This is a genomic window from Actinoplanes sp. NPDC048796 (assembly GCF_040650035.1).
Classification (GTDB): Bacteria; Actinomycetota; Actinomycetes; order Mycobacteriales; family Micromonosporaceae; genus Actinoplanes.
Window position 1 is genome coordinate 63,827 of record NZ_JBEZGO010000014.1, and the last position, 15,464, is coordinate 79,290.

Here is a 15,464-nt window from a genome sequence, read left to right on the forward strand (position 1 = left end):
CATGCCCGCGAAACGCAGGCGCCAGTGGGGCGCCGACCGGCGCACCCAGCCGCTGCCACCGGTGGCGGCGCCGGCGAGCGACACCCTCATCACGATGGGCCGTCTCGGCATCGTCGTCACCGTGCTCGCCTGGGCGGCCTACATCGTCGTCACGGTCGTCTCCCAGTTCGTCAACCGAGGCTTCCAGGGCATGCGGTTCACCTCGGAGACGACGGTCTACGTGGCCATCATGTCGCTGCTGACGATGTCGTCCCTGCTGTACCTGGTGGCCCGGCAGGGCGCTCTGTACCGCACCCGGGCGCACCGGCGGGTGCCGCGGGCGGTCATCGACGAGGCCTTCGACGACCGGCGGCCGGGCATGACGGTGCTCGTGCCCTCGTACCGCGAGGAGATCCCGACCATCCGCAAGACGCTGCTGTCGGCGGCGCTCCAGGAATATCCGGACCTGCGGGTGGGGCTGCTGCTCGACGACCCGCCGCACGCGAAGCGGGCCGAGCACGTCGCCGCGCTGGACGCGGCCCGGGCGCTGCCGGGCGAGCTCGCCGAGTGGCTGCGCGAGCCCCGCGAGCGCTTCGAACACCTCGACCCCGGGAGGGCCGACCTGATCGCCGAATACCGCTGGGCCGCCGCCTGGTTGCGCGCCCGGGCCGCCGAGGAACCGGACGAGGACCACGTCGACCGCTTCTTCGCCGAGCAGGTGCTGGGCGCGATCGCGCGGGACTTCGACGACGTCGCCGGCGCGCTCGCCGCCGCGCTCGACGAGGGCGAGCCCATCCCGTACGACCGCCAGCGCCAGCTCGCCCACCGCCTCGCCTGGACCTTCCGCTGCGAGATCTCCAGTTTCGAGCGCAAGCGGTACGCCTCGCTGTCGCACGAGGCGAACAAGGCGATGAACCTCAACAGCTACATCGGGCTGATGGGCCGCGCGTACGAGGTGCGCGAGACCCCCGAGGGCACCGTGCTCGTGCCGTCGGCGACCGGGACGCTCACCGTGCCCGACTCGGAGTTCATCCTCACCCTCGACGCCGACTCGATCCTGCTGCCCGAGTACTGCCTGCGCCTGGTCCACCTGTTCTTCCTGCCGGACAACCACCGGCTCGCGGTGGCGCAGACCCCGTACTCGGCATTCCCCGGCTCGGCCACCCGGATGGAACGCCTCGCCGGCGCCACCACCGACCTGCAGCACATCGTCCACCAGGGCATGAGCTACCACGACGCGACGTTCTGGGTCGGCGCCAACGCGGTCATCCGCAAGCGGGCCCTCGACGACATCGTCGAGGTCGAGCACGAGGGCGGCCACGAGGTGCGCCGGTACGTGCAGGACCGCACCGTCATCGAGGACACCGAGTCCAGTCTGGACCTGGCCATCCACGGCTGGCGCCTGATCAACTACCCGGAGCGGCTCAGCTACAGCGCCACCCCGCCCGACTTCGGCTCACTGGCCATCCAGCGCCGCCGCTGGGCCAACGGCGGCCTGCTCATCCTGCCCAAGCTGTGGCGCAACAGCCGCGAACGCTCCCAGCGGGGCGAGCACGGCAGCGCCGCGCAGACCTGGCTGCGGATCAACTACATGGCCTCGACCTGCTGGAGCAGCATCGGCCTGATCCTGCTGCTGGCCTACCCGTTCGACAGCAAGCTGCTGAGCCCGCTGATCGTGCTCGCCGCGCTGCCGTACTTCCTGGCCATGGCGAGCGACCTCAAACGCCTCGGCTACAAGCGCACCGACATCTTGCGCGTCTACGGCTTCAACCTGATCCTGCTCCCGGTCAACCTGGCCGGCGTCGTGAAATCGTTGCAGCAGGCGGTGACCGGCAAGAAGATCCCGTTCGCCCGTACGCCGAAGGTGGCCGACCGGACCTCGACCTCGCTGCTGTTCGCGGTCTCGCCGCTGCTCATCATCGCGTTCTCGGTCTACACGATCTGGCGCGACTACCAGTTGCAGAACTGGGGAAACGCGGCCTTCGCGACCCTGAACGCGCTGGCCGCGGGCTACGCCGTCGTCGCCTTCATGGGCGTACGCAACACGATCGTCGACCTGTGGCTCGGCTTCGTCGAGCACCTGTACGTCCCGGAGAAGCCGGCCAAGGCGGTCGTCCGCCGTCGCCGCCGCACGGCGCCCGAGCCCGCCCCGGCCCCGTGGCAGGAGGTCCTGTACCGCGGCGCCGCGGCCACCGCCACCGGCAGCTACCACGCCGAGGCGACCGGCTCGTTCCACATCCTGGCCTCGCCCCCGTCGGCTCCGCCGCAACACAACCGGCGCGTGTCGGACCGCTCGTGAAACTGTCGGGGCTCCTCGAAGGTGGGTCTGCCAGAACCAGTGTGAGGACGCCGATTGTTCTTACGGTCTTGGTATGACATCCACTAACAAAACCGCAATCGTCACGGGATCCACGAGCGGCATCGGTGCCGCGATCGCCCGGGCGCTCGCGGCGGACGGGATCACCGTGCTGGTCACCGGTCGTGACGCCACCCGCGGGCGGAAGATCACCGAGGAGATCACCGGCGCCGGGCACCGAGCCGTCTTCGTGCCCTCGGATCTGGCCGGCGAGCCGGCTCGGGTGCGTGCCTTCGCCGCCGAGGCCCGCGAGGCTCTCGGCGGCACGGTCGACATCCTGGTCAACAACGCCGGGATCTACGTGACCCGGCCGACCCCGACGCTCGAGGACGACGACCTCGACCGGATGCTCGCCGTGAACATCCGGGCCCCGTACGTGCTGGTGGCCGAGCTCGCGCCGGCGATGGCCGAGCGGGGGCGGGGAGCGATCGTGAACGTCGGGTCGTGGATGTCGCGCACCGGTCTGCCGTTCGGCGCGCTCTACACCGCCACCAAGGCCGCCGACGAGCAGCTCACCCGGGCCTGGGCGGCCGAGTTCGGCCCGCGCGGGGTCCGCGTCAACGCGGTCGCTCCTGGCATCACCCTGACCGAGGGCAACGCGGCGGCGCACGACATGGCGAAGGCGAACGCGAAGGGCACCCCGGCCGGTGTGCCGGTTCAGCCGGACGACGTCGCCTTCCTCGTCTCGGACCGCGCCGCCATGGTGCAGGGCACGACGCTCGACGTCGACGGCGGCCTCACCGCCACCCGCCTGGCCTGATCCGTCCGGGGCACGACGGGCCGGCCCACTCAGCGGCTGGCCCGCAGCGAGCCCAGCAGCCGCAGGCGGTCGGCGTCGGCCGAGTCGGGCTCGGCGGTGAAGACCAGCATGACGGGTCCCGGGTTGCCCGGCAGGGGATAGGTGTCCCAGAACAGGTCGATGTTCCCCAAACCAGGCACCCGGAAGGTCTTGGTGCCGCTGACCGATTCGCGGACGTCGTGCCGTGCCCACAGCCGGCGGAACTCGGCGCTGCGGATGCTCAGCTCGCCCACGATCGCGGTGGCGCGCGGATGAGTGGGATCGCCGGCGACGGCGGCGCGCATCATGCCGATGTAGTCGAGGGCCTGCTGTTCCCAGCCGGGGCAGGTGCGTTGAGCGGTCCGCGTCTCGTCGAACATCAGCAGCAGCATGTTGAGCCGGCCGGGTTCATAGCCGGCCGGGTCGCCCAGCAGCGCCTGGGCCGGCGGGTTCCAGTCGAGCACGTCGAGGTGACGGCCGAGAACCACGGCCGGGGTGTCCATCACCCGTAACAGCCGGCGCGTGCTCTCCGGCACCCGTTCGGGACGGCGGCCGGCCTCGGCCGGCACCCGCCGCCGGACCGCCCGGGCCAATCCGAACAGGTGCCGGCGTTCCTCGTCGTCGAGCACGAGGGCGTCGGCGAGCGCGTCGAGGACGTCGTCGGACGGGCGCACCTCGCGACCCTGTTCCATCCGCTGGTAGTAATCGGTGCTCAGCCCGGCCAGCAGGGCCAGCTCCTCGCGCCGCAGGCCGGTGACCTTTCGCCGGCCGCCCGGCTCGAGGCCCACGTCGTCCGGGCTCAGCCGGTCGCGCCGGGCGCGCAGGAAACTGCCGAGCTCCTGAGCGTAGGGACTGTTCATCCTTTCAGTGTGCCGCGGCCCGAGCCGGCGAAGGTAGGTCTGGCCGACCTAGGCAGACGGCACCGGTCCCGGGCCCTCGAGCGGCATCTGCTTCCCGAGGGCCGCTTCGTGCGCAGGTCCTAAGGCCGGCTCAGGGGTACCACCTCCGGGGCGCCGAGGCGGGCGGCGTCGGCGGTCTCGTCGTCGGGTTGTTCCTGGGAGCGGCGTTCGGCCTCGACGCGCAGCCGGTAGCGTTCGACCTCGCGGGTGGTCTGGTCCTCGGTCCAGCCCAGGACGCCGGCCACCAGCGAGGCCGCGATCGGGGCGGCGGCCACGCCGCGGTCGAAGGTCTCGATCGAGATGCGGGTACGCCGGGTCAGGACGTCCTCCAGGTGGCGGGCGCCCTCGTGCGAGGCCGCGTAGACCAGCTCCGCCCGCAGGTAGTCCTCGGCCCCCTCGACCGGCGCGGCCAGCGACTGGTCGTCCTCGATGAGGGCGAGGACCTCGGTGACCAGCGTGCCGTAGCGGCCCAGCAGGTGCTCGACCCGGGCCACGTGCAGGCCCGAGTCGGTGGCCAGGACGCGGCGGCGGTTCCACAGGGCGGCGAACCCGTCGGCGCCGGCCAGCGGGACGTCGTGGGTGCAGGAGGGCGGGACCGAGCGGCCCAGGTTGTGCACGCACGCGTCCACGGCGTCCTTGGCCATCACCCGGTACGTCGTGTACTTGCCGCCCGCCACCACGACCAGGCCGGGCTGCGGGCTGCCCACGGTGTGCTCGCGGGACAGCTGCGACGTCGACTCCGACTCGCCGGACAGCAGCGGGCGCAGGCCGGCGTAGACGCCCTGCACGTCGGTCCGGCTCAGCGGGGTCGACAGCACCGTGTTGACGTGTTCCAGCAGGTAGTCGATGTCGGTGCTGGAGGCGGCCGGGTGGGCCTTGTCGAGGGCCCAGTCGGTGTCGGTGGTGCCGATGATCCAGTGCCGGCCCCACGGGATCACGAAGAGCACACTCTTCTCCGTGCGCAGGATCAGCCCGGTCTTCGACTGGATGCGGTCGCGCGGTACGACCAGGTGGATGCCCTTGGACGCGCGGACGTGGAACTGGCCGCGCTCGCCGACCAGGGCCTGCGTGTCGTCGGTCCACACCCCGGTCGCGTTGATGACCTGCTGGGCCCGTACCTCGAAGGTCCTGTCGTGCTCGAGGTCGTGGACCCGCACCCCGGTGACCCTTTCCCCTTCCCGCAGGAACCCCACGACCTCGGTCCGGGAGGCCACGTGGGCCCCGTAGGCGGCCGCCGTGCGGGCCAGGAACATCGTGTGCCGGGCGTCGTCGACCTGGGCGTCGTAGTACTGCAGGGCGCCGATCAGCGCGTCCTTCTTCAGCGCGGGGCACTCGCGCAGGGCGCCGCGGCGGGTCAGGTTGCGGTGGCGCGGCAGGCCGCCGTTCATCGCCAACGTGTCGTAGAGCGTGACCCCCGTGCCCGCGTAGACCCGCTCCCACGCGTGGTGCTGCAACGGATAGAGGAACCGGACCGGCCGTACGAGATGGGGCGCCAGCCGGGTCAGCAGCAGGCCCCGTTCGCGCAGGGCCTCGCGGACCAGCGCGAAATCGAGCATCTCGAGGTAGCGCAGGCCGCCGTGGATGAGTTTGCTGGACCGGCTGGAGGTGCCCGACGCGAAGTCGCGCGCCTCCACGAGCCCGACCGTGAGGCCGCGGGTGGTGGCGTCGAGGGCGCAGCCCGCGCCCACCACGCCGCCGCCCACGACCAGCACGTCGAGCTCGGCGCCGGCCAGCGAAGCCAGCGCCGATTCCCGGTACTCCGGTGACAGAGCAGTCATGATCAGTCCACGTCCACCCAGTCGAGAGTGCGCTGCACCGCCTTCTTCCATTTCTCGTAGCCGCTGTTGCGCTGTTCCTCGTTCCAGGCCGGCTGCCAGCGCTGTGACTCGTTCCAGTTGGCGCGCAGCTCGTCGGTGTTCTTCCAGAAGCCGACCGCGAGCCCGGCCGCGTAGGCGGCGCCGAGCGCGGTCGTCTCGGCCACCACGGGCCGGCTGACCGGCACGCCGAGCACGTCGGCCTGGATCTGCATGGCCAGGTTGTTGGCGGTGATGCCGCCGTCGACCTTGAGCACGTCGAGGGTGACCCCGGAGTCCTGGGCCATCGCGTCGACCACGTCGCGGCTCTGGTAGCAGATGGACTCGAGGGTGGCCCGGGCGATGTGCGCGTCGGTGTTGAAGCGGGACAGGCCGACGATGGCGCCGCGGGCGTCGGAGCGCCAGTACGGCGCGAACAGACCGGAGAAGGCCGGCACGAAGTAGACGCCGCCGCTGTCGGGCACCTGCGAGGCGAGGGCTTCGCTTTCGGCGGCCGACTTGATGACGTGGAGCTGGTCGCGCAGCCACTGCACGGCCGAGCCGGTCACGGCGATCGAGCCTTCCAGGGCGTACACGGGCGCCGCGTTGCCGAACTTGTAACAGACCGTGGTCAGCAGGCCGTTCTCACTGCGTACGAGATCGGTCCCGGTGTTGAGAAGCATGAAATTGCCGGTGCCGTACGTGTTCTTGGCCTCGCCGGGGGAGAAGCACACCTGCCCGACGGTCGCCGCCTGCTGGTCGCCCAGATCGCCGGTCAGCGGCACCTCGCCGCCGAGCGGGCCGGGCCAGCGTGCCACCCCGTACGTGTCCGGGTCGGACGACGGCCGGATCTCCGGGAGCATCGAGCGGGGGATGTTGAAGAAGCTCAGCAGTTCGTCGTCCCACTGCAGAGATTCCAGATCCATCAGCATCGTCCGGCTGGCGTTCGTCACGTCCGTGATGTGCCGGCCGCCGTCGACACCGCCGGTCATGTTCCACAGCAGCCAGCTGTCGGTGTTGCCGAAGATGGCGTCGCCGCGCTCGGCCGCCTCCCGTACGCCGTCGACGTTCTCCAGAATCCACTGGATCTTGCCGCCGGAGAAGTAGGTGGCCGGGGGCAGGCCGGCCTTGCGGCGGATCACGTCGCCCCGGCCGTCGCGGTCGAGGGCCGACGCGATCCGGTCGGTGCGGGTGTCCTGCCAGACGATCGCGTTGTAGTACGGCCGTCCGGTGGTCCGGTCCCACACCACGGCCGTCTCGCGCTGGTTCGTGATGCCGAGCGCGGCCAGGTCGCTCGCCTGGAGGTTGGCCTTCTGCATGGCCGTACGGACGACCGTCGTGGTCCGTTCCAGGATCTCCACCGGGTTGTGCTCGACCCAGCCCGCCTGGGGCAGGATCTGCTCGTGCTCGAGCTGGTGCCGGGCGATCTCGTTCCCGCCGTGATCGAAGATCATGAAGCGGGTGCTGGTCGTGCCCTGGTCCACGGCGCCGACGAAGTCAGCCACGGGTTGCCTCCTCCACTCTCTGGTCCGGGATGCGACCCGGCTCCTGCGGGCCGTCGGCCGGCAGGAACCGCCCGACGAGCACCTTGTACAGTCCGGCACCGAGCAGGCCGCCGATGATCGGCGCGACGATCGGTATCCAGAAGTAGAGATACCCGGTCTGATCGCGCCAGGCGCCACCGTAGCCGGTGAGGAAGCTGGCGAGTCGCGGCCCGAGGTCACGCGCCGGGTTGATCGCGTAGCCGGCGTTGGTGCCCCACGCCATGCCGATCGCGACCACGATGAGGCCGACGATGAACGGCGCCAGGTTCGCCTGGGGCGCCGTGTTGGCCGCGTCGGTGACGGCCAGGATGAGGAAGAGCAGGATCGCGGTGCCGATGATCTGGTCGCGGAAGGCGCCCCACTCGCCGACCGGCAGGCTGCCGTTGCCGGGCAGGGTGGAGAAGACGCCCTGGGTCTTGATGGTCAGGCCGGGGTCGGCCGCGTGCAGGACCTCGGTGTAGTTCCAGCGCACCAGCAGGGCGGCCACGAACGCGCCGAGGACCTGGGCCAGCGAGTACGGGGCGACCTTGCGCCACTCGAAGCCCTTGAAGGCGGCGAGCGCGATGGTGACGGCCGGGTTGAGGTGGGCCCCGCTGGTGCGGGCGGCCACGTAGACGCCGAGGGTCACGCCGAGGCCCCAGGCCCAGGCGATGCTGTCGTGGTCGCCGATGCCGGCTCCGGCCACCTGCGCGACGACGCCCACGCCGAAGAGGATGAGAATCAAGGTCCCGGCGAACTCGGCGGCCAGCTCGCCCCATAGTCCGGGGAGTTTCAGCCTTTCTGCCATGTGCCCTCCTTGGAAGATGCACCGGACGCTAGGTAGCCGGGGGAGCACGGGCAATGACGACCGTTCGACAATGCCGAACATTCGTCACAGTGGATGTTCACGCGGTGGCATAGAGTCGGCAACGTGCCCGGAACAGTGCAGTCCATCGAGCGGGCCGCCGCGGTTCTGCGCCTGCTGGCCGGCGAATCGGGCCCGCTCTCGCTGGGCGAGATCGCCCGCTCGCTCGACCTGGCCAAGGGAACCGCCCACGGCATCCTGGCCACCCTGCGGCACGTCGGCTTCGTCGACCAGGACCGCTCGTCCGGCCACTACCGGCTCGGCTCGGCCCTGCTGCAGCTCGGGCACGGCCACCTCGACATCAACGAGCTGCGCTCGCACGCCATCAACTGGGCCGACCCCCTCGCGGCCCGCAGCGGCGAGGCGGTCCGCGTGGGCACCGTCCACGACGGTCAGGTCCTCGTCGTTCACCACGTGTTCCGCCCCGACGACACGTTCCAGACCCTCGACGTCGGCAGCACCCTGCCCCTGCACGCGACCGCGCTCGGCAAGGTCCTGCTGGCCTACCGAGCTTATGCCCCTTTTGTGCAGGATCGTTTCACTCGCCGCACGATCCGTACGGCCGAGGCCCTCGAAGCCGAGCTGCACCGGGTCCGAGAGGCCGGCTGGAGCCTCGAGATCGAGGAGATGACGCCCGGCACCGCGGCCGTGGCGGCGCCCATCCGCGGCTCCGGCGGCCTGGTCGTCGGGGCCGTCGGCATCAGCGGCCTGGTCGAACGGATCTGCGACAGCCACTACCGCCCGCACCAGCACCTCGTCGCCCTCGTCCGGGAGGCGGCCCGCGCCATCTCCCGCGACCTCGGAGCCGCCCGACGCTGAAGCTTCACTGGGAGGGAAACCATGACCGAGCGCTATGTGGTCGCCATCGACCAGGGCACCACGTCCACCCGGTGCATCGTCTTCGATCGCCGGGGCCGGCTGGTCTCCCTGGCCCAGCACGAGCACAAGCAGTACTACCCGAAGCCGGGCTGGGTGGAGCACGACGCCGCCGAGATCTGGCGCAACGTCGAGAAGCTGGCGCCCGAGGCCCTGCGCAACGCCGGCATCACCGCCGACCAGGTGGCCGCGCTCGGCATCGCCAACCAGCGCGAGACGACGCTGCTCTGGGAGCGCGGCACCGGCGTACCCGTCGGCCACGCGATCGTCTGGCAGGACACCAGGACCGACGATCTGGTACGGGACCTGCTCGGCGCCGAGGGCGCGAAAAAGGTCGAACACGACTCGGGGCTGCCGATCGCCACGTACTTCTCCGGCCCGCGCGTGCGCTGGATGCTCGACCAGCGCCCCGACCTGCGCGACCGCGCCGAACGCGGCGAGATCCTGTTCGGCACCATGGAGACCTGGCTGATCTGGAAACTCACCGGCGGCCTGCACGTCACCGACGTCACCAACGCCAGCCGCACGATGCTGCTCGACGTGCACAGCCTCGACTGGTCGCCGGCGGCCCTCGAGTTCTTCGGCGTCCCGCGGGCCATGCTGCCCGAGATCCGGCCCTCGGTCGGCGTGTTCGGCACGGCCGTCGCGGGCTTTCCGGGGGTACGGATCGGGGCCGCCCTCGGCGACCAGCAGGCCGCGCTGTTCGGGCAGACGTGCTTCTCCCCGGGCGAGGCGAAATGTACGTACGGGACCGGAAGTTTTCTGCTCCTGAACACGGGCCAGGAGCTGGTGCGCTCGACGCACGGACTGCTCAGCACGGTGGCCTATCAGATCGAGGGCGGACCGGCCGCGTACGCGCTGGAAGGCTCCATAGCGATCACCGGTTCGCTGGTCCAGTGGTTCCGCGACCAGCTCGAGCTGATCGCCAGCGCGCCCGAGATCGAGACGCTGGCCCGCACGGTCGCCGACAACGGCGGCTGCTACATCGTGCCGGCGTTCTCCGGCCTGTACGCACCGTACTGGCGCAGTGAGGCACGCGGCGTGATCGTGGGCCTGACCTCGTACATCACGAAGGGGCATCTGGCCCGCGCCGTGCTGGAGGCGACCGCGTGGCAGACCCGCGAGGTGGTGGACGCGATGAACGCCGACTCCGGCCTCGACCTGACCACGCTGCGCGTCGACGGCGGCATGACGGCCGACAACCTGCTCATGCAGTCGATAGCCGACGTCCTGGACGTGCCGGTGGTCCGCCCACTGGCCGCCGAGACGGTGTCGCTGGGCGCGGCGTACGCGGCCGGCCTGGCCGTCGGCTACTGGCCCGACCTGGAGGGCCTACGGCAGAACTGGCACCGGGCCGCCCAGTGGCTGCCCACCATGGACCCGGCGGTGCGAGTCACCGAGTACCGCAACTGGCAGCGCGCCGTCGAGCGCACCTTCGACTGGACCCGGCCCTCATAGTTGTTCCTCATCGGCCAAAGGAGTGCGCAGTGGAGATCGGTCGCCTGCTCAGAGCTCTTCAAGACGTGGACAAGCGCGCCGAGCGCCTCGAGCCCAGTGATGTGATAGCGACCTATGTCAACGACCCCACTCTCGTCGCCGCGCTCACCAGCCGGGATAACGGCATCATCTATGGCCGCCGGGGTGCGGGGAAGACACACGCCTCCCGCTATCTCGCCGAGAAAAGACGACTCGAGGGCGACGCGGTCATCTACATCGACATGTCGACCGACCTGGGAAGCACGGGGAGTCTCTACTCCGACGATGACTATCCCGTAGCGGAAAGGGCCACCCGGCTGCTGGTCGACGCGATCTCGATCGTCCATCACCAGCTTCTGGAAAGTGCGCTCGCCGGAGCACCCGGTCCGGACATATCGACCCTGGAAAGGGTGCTGGATCATCTGTCCGAGGTGATCGTCAATCAGGCCGCCGAGGCCGAGACGTCCAGTACTGACGAATGGGGTTCGTCGTCGTCCGGCTCCCTCAACGCCAAAATCAGCAAGTCGCCGGAGGTGGGATTCGCCGCCAGCGGCGGAACGACTCGCAAGCAGGCGAGCGCGGGTCGTCGCAAAGCCAGCGGGCCGGTCCGGACGCGTGTACATTTCGGTGCCATAGCGCCACTTTTCAGGAGCATCTTCGCAAGCATTCCGGCCAAGCGTATCTGGCTGATCATCGACGAGTGGAACTCGATTCCGGTGGCGCTACAGCCCTATCTCGGCGAGATGCTGCGGCGCTTGTTCTTCACCATACCCAAGGTGACGGTCAGGATCGCCGCCATTCCGCAGCGTACGGAGTGGCGTGCCACTGTCACGCCGGGAAGCTACGTCGGGGTCGAGGTCGGCGCCGAGATATTCCCCATTCTCGATCTGGACGAGTTCGCCATGTTCCTCGACAACATCGACGGACTCGAGGACGAACGACGTGCGTTCCATTTCTACGGGGCGCTGCTCCTCAATCACCTCAACGGTGTGCTGGCTGATGAGGGTGGAAGCGTCGGTTCGGTCGAGGAACTGACGCAGGCGCTCTTCACCGGGCATGACGTGGTGGCCCAGCTGGCGGTGGCGGCCAACGGCGTACCCCGGGACGCCATAGCCATCGTGGCCCGGGCGGCTCAGCGGAGTCTCGGCAAGAGAATCACGGTCCAGGACATCGGCGAGGCGGCGCGAAAGCACTACCTGACGGTCAAGCTTCCTCAGATCAACGCCAGCCCGGTGCAGCGCAGACTTCTCGACGACATAGTGGAACAGGTCGCGGCCAGAGGCTCCTCCGGCTTCTTCCTGGTCCGTGAGATCGACACCCGATCGGCGAATCTGGCGCGACTCGTCGACGATCGGCTCATCCACGTCGTGAAACGCGGCTACACGCGCGATCCGGAGTCGCAGGCCTCGTACGACCTGCTCCGTATCGACTACGGAAGCTTCGCCGAGACCGCCCCGCCGGCCGAGCCGCGGGTCCGGGAGCTCATACCGAGGTTCGCCGTCGAGCACGGTCCGGATCCGGCGGCGGAGGCCCGGCTGCGGGAGGAGATCTTCCAGCCGGACGTCTTCCGGGTGGACGACCGGGTCGTTCAGGACGACTCGATCACCTGGCGGCATTCGAGCTCTCATACCGGTACCGGCGGGGTGCTCATCGGCTACGGGAACGGGGTGGTCTACATCCGGGACGGCAAGGCTCCCGACAACTCCCTCGTCGTTGTCGGCCTGGACGACTGGCACCAGTTCCTCTCCGGAGTCAAGCGGAGCGAGTTCGACATCAAGGATCGGGAGTAGGGCCTGAGGTAGGGCTAGGTATACCCCGTTCAGGGGGTCTGGCATCAGTGTGCCGCCCGGGTCCTCCCCGGCAGGCTGATGGGCATGTCGCACACCGTAAGCCGACGCCTGTTCCTCGGTGGCGCTGCCGCCGCCGGCGTGGCCGCCGCCCTGCCGTCACCCGCCCTCGCCACCACCCGTCCCGGCGCCGACCTGATAGCCCTGCGCCGCGACCTGCACGCTCATCCGGAAGGACCTGGGCAGGAGGAGCGGACCGCCTCCGTGGTGGCCCGGCGCCTCCGCGCTGCCGGCCTGGAGGTCACCACCGGTGTCGGCGGCCACGGCGTCGTCGCGATCCTGCGCGGCGAGCGCCCCGGCCGTACTGTCGCCTACCGGGCCGACATGGACGCCGTGCCGCCGTCCGACCAGATGGGCGGCGGCGACGCTCCCGCCCATCTCTGCGGCCACGACCTGCACACGACGATCGGCGTCGGCATCGCCACCACCCTGGCCCGGCGCCCGGTCGCGGGCACCGTCGCGTTCGTGTTCCAGCCCGCCGAGGAGAGCCTGAAGGGCGCCGCCGCCATGCTGGCCGCCGGCGTGCTCGACCTGATCCGCGCCAGTGAGATCCACGCCCTGCACTGCGGTCCGTTCCCGGTCGGCGACCTCGCCGTCACCCCCGGCACCGGCCTGCCGGGCCAGGACCGGGGCTCGGTCACCCTGGCGACTCCGGAGGCCGCGACCGCGCTGGCCGCCGACATCAATTCCTTGAGTACGGTCGCCCGCCCGGTCACGCCGAGGGACCTGTCCCGCATGGTCGCCGACATTCAGAAACCGGACGGCCCGCTGTCCCGTTTCGTCGTCGCCCAGGCCCGGGCGGTGGGGAACGAGGTCCAGTTCTCCTACCGCTGCTGGCCCGCCTCCCGCCACCCCGAGATCCGCGCCAAGATCCGTGAGAAGGCGCGCGCCGCCGTCACGTTCCCGGCCGACCCGTTCCCCGCGATGGTGTGTCCCCGCCCCGACGCCGAAGCCCTCGAACAGCACCTTGAGCGCACGGCCGGCCGCTCCCGGGTCCGCACCATCCGCGCCGCCCTGCCGTTCAGCGGCGAGGATTTCGCCCTGTTCCTCAACCGCCTGCCCGGCACGTACTCCTTCCTGGGCGTCCGCCGCCCGCACGCGGGCATCGAGACCAGCTTTCCGCACTTCGCCACCTTCGACCCCGACGAACGGGCCATCACCCACGGCGTGCGAGTCATGTCCAGTTGGCTCACCCGCCGCGCCGCGGGGCTGTGAACAGACGCACTTCCTCTTGCTCGCGCGGCGGATGCCGGGTTGGGTCAGTGCGTGCTTGCTGACGCTCGACCGGTTTCCGTGGGACGTTCCGCGTGACGCGGCTGGCGGTGGTCACCGGCGCCGGGCGCGGCTTGGGGGCGGCACTGGTCGGCCACCTCGCCGGGCAGGCGTGGGAGGTCGTCGCGTGTGTGCGCACCGAGGCCGCGGCGGCGGCTCTGGGCCGGGAGCGGGTCACGGTGGTGGTGCAGGACGTTCGGGAACCGGTGGGCGCGGCCCTGCTCGGCGCGGTCGGGGATCGGCCGGTCGACGCCCTGGTCAACAACGCCGGGATCGGGGCGCCGGCCCGTCCCCTGGCCGACACCGACCCGCGGACCATCCTCGACAGCGTCGACGTCAACGTGGCCGGCCCGCTGCGCCTGGCCCAGGCGTTGCTGCCCGGCTTGCTCGCCGCCCCGGCCCCGCTGATCGTCAACGTGTCCTCCCGGCTCGGCTCGCTCTCCGCCCAGGCCGCCGGCGACTTCGCCGGCCGCGGGACCAGCTACGCGTACCGCGTTTCGAAGGCCGCTCAGAACATGCTGACCATCGCCCTCGCGGCGGAACTGGCCGGCCGGGTCCGCTGCTGGGCCGTCCACCCGGGAGCCCTGACCACCGCCATGGGCGCCGCCGACGCCACCACCCCGGCCGAGGTCGCGGCCGCCCGCCTCGCCCACCTGCTGGACAGCACCGAGACCACCTCGCCGCGCTACCTGTCCCTGGACGGTCCGGATCTGAACTGGTGACCGTGCGTGAGCGGGGTAGCGGCGTACACCATGGAGTGTCAGGATCTTGGATATGCAAAGGAACAGAATCATGATCGTCGCGGGGGCGATCACGGCTTTCCTCGCCGGCATGCCGGCCGTTGCCAGCGCCGCCCCCTCAGCCCAGCCCCAAGGCCGCCTCCTGTTCATCCGCACGGTGGACTCGCCGCGCGGCAGTGGCCCGGTGCAGAGCGTCCTGCCCGACGGCAGTGCGCTCACCGACCTCAACCTGAACGTCTCGTGGTACTCGTCGCCCGACTACTCCCCGGACGGCCAGCGCATCGCGTACGTCACCCAGGGCCCGGACGATTTCTTCCCCACCGTCTACACGGCCGCCGCGGACGGGACGGGAGCGCAGCCGTTCAGTCAGGCGCCGTGCGGTCCCTCCAGTCCCCGCTGGTCGCCGAACGGCACCACCATCGGCTTCGAGGCCTGCGGTGACATCTACAAGAGGGACTTCGGTGGTCCGCTCACGCCCATCACGGGCGCGAACAACGATGGCACGAATCTGAGCTTCTCGTGGGCTCCGCAGGGCAAGCGGATCGCCACCGCCGGCCGGGTCGACCCGGGCCTGCACGTGTGGAAGGCGGACGGCTCCGCCAGCCGCCAGGTGAGCGACCTGTCGACCGCCGACGACGTGGACTGGAACCCGAAGAGCAGCAAGCTGGCGGTCTCGTCGGGCGACGACCTGTGGTTCGTCGACGCCACCACCGGCGCGAAGAAGCAGGTCACGAACACGCCGGACGTGGCGGAGGACAACGTCGTCTGGTCGGCTGACGGCAAGTGGCTGGCCTACAGCGAGAGCGAGGTGCAGCAGGTCACCGATCCGGACAGCGGCGAAAGCTACCCGGTGCGGGTCAACCCGCAGGTCTACGTCGTCGACGCGGCCGGCAAGCACCGGCACGCGGTCGGCGTACCCGGCATCCCGACCAGCTGGCGCGCGCAGTCCTGACGTCCACCCTCCGTGGGGGGGGGGGGGGGGGGGCCCCCCCCCGGGGGGCCCCCCCCCCCCCCCGGGGGGGCGCGAGCGGGCCCGCGGCCCCCCCCCCACCCCCGGCGG

Annotated in this window: 12 protein-coding genes; 8 read left to right on the plus strand and 4 right to left on the minus strand. The window is 70.6% G+C overall.

Going from position 1 to position 15,464, the window contains the following annotated elements; translation table 11 throughout:
* Nucleotide 1 precedes the first annotated feature (1 nt).
* Together AB0C26_RS38055 and AB0C26_RS38060 are read left to right on the plus strand one after the other, a co-directional pair.
* Nucleotides 2–2,278 (plus strand): glycosyltransferase family 2 protein, encoded by a 2,277-nt coding sequence (locus AB0C26_RS38055; protein WP_360257801.1) that lies wholly within the window; start codon nt 2–4, stop codon nt 2,276–2,278.
* 73 nt (nt 2,279–2,351) lie between these two features.
* Entirely contained in the window at nt 2,352–3,095 is a 744-nt protein-coding gene (locus tag AB0C26_RS38060) for an SDR family oxidoreductase (RefSeq protein ID WP_360257803.1), read from the plus strand.
* A gap of 29 nt (nt 3,096–3,124) precedes the next feature.
* Here AB0C26_RS38060 and AB0C26_RS38065 read toward each other — a convergent pair whose 3' ends face one another.
* From AB0C26_RS38065 to AB0C26_RS38080, 4 genes are all read right to left on the minus strand, one after another.
* A complete protein-coding gene (locus tag AB0C26_RS38065) occupies nt 3,125–3,973 on the minus strand; it encodes a helix-turn-helix transcriptional regulator (RefSeq protein ID WP_360257805.1) in 849 nt (282 codons plus the stop codon).
* A gap of 119 nt (nt 3,974–4,092) precedes the next feature.
* On the minus strand, nt 4,093–5,790 hold the full coding sequence (locus tag AB0C26_RS38070) for a glycerol-3-phosphate dehydrogenase/oxidase (RefSeq protein ID WP_360257807.1): 1,698 nt from the start codon (nt 5,788–5,790) through the stop codon (nt 4,093–4,095).
* A 2-nt stretch (nt 5,791–5,792) separates the two neighbouring features.
* Entirely contained in the window at nt 5,793–7,310 is a 1,518-nt protein-coding gene (gene glpK / locus AB0C26_RS38075) for a glycerol kinase GlpK (RefSeq protein WP_360257809.1), read from the minus strand.
* A complete protein-coding gene (locus tag AB0C26_RS38080; RefSeq protein WP_360257812.1) occupies nt 7,303–8,136 on the minus strand; it encodes an MIP/aquaporin family protein in 834 nt (277 codons plus the stop codon). The genes glpK (AB0C26_RS38075) and AB0C26_RS38080 overlap by 8 nt, the downstream gene beginning before the upstream one ends.
* A gap of 123 nt (nt 8,137–8,259) precedes the next feature.
* On the opposite strand from AB0C26_RS38080, the gene AB0C26_RS38085 reads away from it, so the two are divergent.
* The 6 genes from AB0C26_RS38085 (at nt 8,260) to AB0C26_RS38110 (ending at nt 15,356) form a co-directional block, all read left to right on the plus strand.
* The gene (locus AB0C26_RS38085) at nt 8,260–9,012 is read left to right on the plus strand and encodes an IclR family transcriptional regulator (RefSeq protein ID WP_360257814.1); all 753 of its coding nucleotides are present in this window, start codon (nt 8,260–8,262) and stop codon (nt 9,010–9,012) included.
* Nucleotides 9,013–9,033: 21 nt separating this feature from the next.
* A complete protein-coding gene (glpK, locus tag AB0C26_RS38090) occupies nt 9,034–10,527 on the plus strand; it encodes a glycerol kinase GlpK (RefSeq protein WP_360257817.1) in 1,494 nt (497 codons plus the stop codon).
* Nucleotides 10,431–12,335, plus strand: a complete 1,905-nt coding sequence (locus AB0C26_RS38095; RefSeq protein ID WP_360257819.1) for a hypothetical protein — start codon at nt 10,431–10,433, stop codon at nt 12,333–12,335. The genes glpK (AB0C26_RS38090) and AB0C26_RS38095 overlap by 97 nt, the downstream gene beginning before the upstream one ends.
* A gap of 84 nt (nt 12,336–12,419) precedes the next feature.
* Nucleotides 12,420–13,607, plus strand: a complete 1,188-nt coding sequence (locus tag AB0C26_RS38100; RefSeq protein WP_360257821.1) for a M20/M25/M40 family metallo-hydrolase — start codon at nt 12,420–12,422, stop codon at nt 13,605–13,607.
* A 92-nt stretch (nt 13,608–13,699) separates the two neighbouring features.
* Complete coding sequence (locus AB0C26_RS38105) at nt 13,700–14,386, plus strand: SDR family NAD(P)-dependent oxidoreductase (RefSeq protein ID WP_360257824.1); 687 nt, start codon at nt 13,700–13,702, stop codon at nt 14,384–14,386.
* A gap of 70 nt (nt 14,387–14,456) precedes the next feature.
* Entirely contained in the window at nt 14,457–15,356 is a 900-nt protein-coding gene (locus tag AB0C26_RS38110) for a hypothetical protein (RefSeq protein ID WP_360257826.1), read from the plus strand.
* The last annotated feature ends 108 nt before the right edge of the window (nt 15,357–15,464 follow it).

Bases quoted from the DNA above. Each gene is read 5' to 3' on its own strand.
- AB0C26_RS38070 (WP_360257807.1), bottom strand. From the start codon at position 5,790: ATGACTGCTCTGTCACCGGAGTACCGGGAATCGGCGCTGGCTTCGCTG.
- AB0C26_RS38110 (WP_360257826.1), top strand. From the start codon at position 14,457: ATGATCGTCGCGGGGGCGATCACGGCTTTCCTCGCCGGCATGCCGGCC.
- glpK (WP_360257817.1), top strand. From the start codon at position 9,034: ATGACCGAGCGCTATGTGGTCGCCATCGACCAGGGCACCACGTCCACC.
- AB0C26_RS38080 (WP_360257812.1), bottom strand. From the start codon at position 8,136: ATGGCAGAAAGGCTGAAACTCCCCGGACTATGGGGCGAGCTGGCCGCC.
- AB0C26_RS38065 (WP_360257805.1), bottom strand. From the start codon at position 3,973: ATGAACAGTCCCTACGCTCAGGAGCTCGGCAGTTTCCTGCGCGCCCGG.
- AB0C26_RS38100 (WP_360257821.1), top strand. From the start codon at position 12,420: ATGTCGCACACCGTAAGCCGACGCCTGTTCCTCGGTGGCGCTGCCGCC.
- AB0C26_RS38055 (WP_360257801.1), top strand. From the start codon at position 2: ATGCCCGCGAAACGCAGGCGCCAGTGGGGCGCCGACCGGCGCACCCAG.
- AB0C26_RS38060 (WP_360257803.1), top strand. From the start codon at position 2,352: ATGACATCCACTAACAAAACCGCAATCGTCACGGGATCCACGAGCGGC.